The organism is Amycolatopsis echigonensis (genome assembly GCF_014174495.1).
In the GTDB taxonomy this organism is placed as follows: Bacteria; Actinomycetota; Actinomycetes; order Mycobacteriales; family Pseudonocardiaceae; genus Amycolatopsis; species Amycolatopsis echigonensis.
Genome location: NZ_JACJHR010000265.1, coordinates 1 through 563 on the forward strand (window position 1 = coordinate 1; position 563 = coordinate 563).

Annotated in this window: 1 protein-coding gene; it reads left to right on the forward strand. The window is 67.3% G+C overall.

Annotated elements, in window-relative coordinates:
• On the forward strand, positions 1-563 hold a 563-nt coding region (locus tag H5411_RS46685; RefSeq protein WP_183128053.1), incomplete at both ends, for an Hsp70 family protein.

The window sequence follows — 563 nt, forward strand, 5'->3', positions numbered from 1 at the left end:
GCGGTGCTGCGCAAGCTGGTCGACGACGCGTCGAAGTACCTGGGCGAGAAGGTCACCGAAGCGGTGATCACGGTGCCGGCGTACTTCAACGACGCCCAGCGGCAGGCGACCAAGGACGCCGGCAAGATCGCCGGGCTGAACGTGCTGCGGATCATCAACGAACCCACTGCCGCCGCGCTGGCCTACGGGCTGGACAAGAAGAAGAACGAGACCGTGCTGGTGTTCGACCTGGGCGGCGGCACCTTCGATGTCAGCCTGCTCGACGTCGGCGACGGCGTGGTCGAGGTCCGCGCCACCGCCGGCGACACGCACCTGGGCGGTGACGATTTCGACCGGCGGATCGTGGACTGGCTGGCCGAGGAGTTCCGCAAGGACTACGGCATCGACCTGCGCAAGGATCCGCAGGCGCTGCAGCGGCTGTACGAGGCGGCGGAGAAGGCGAAGGTCGAGCTGTCCTCGGTGTCCCAGACCACGATCAACCTGCCGTTCATCACCGCCGACGCCGGCGGGCCGAAGCACCTGAACACCACGCTGATGCGGTCGAAGTTCGACCAGCTCACCGC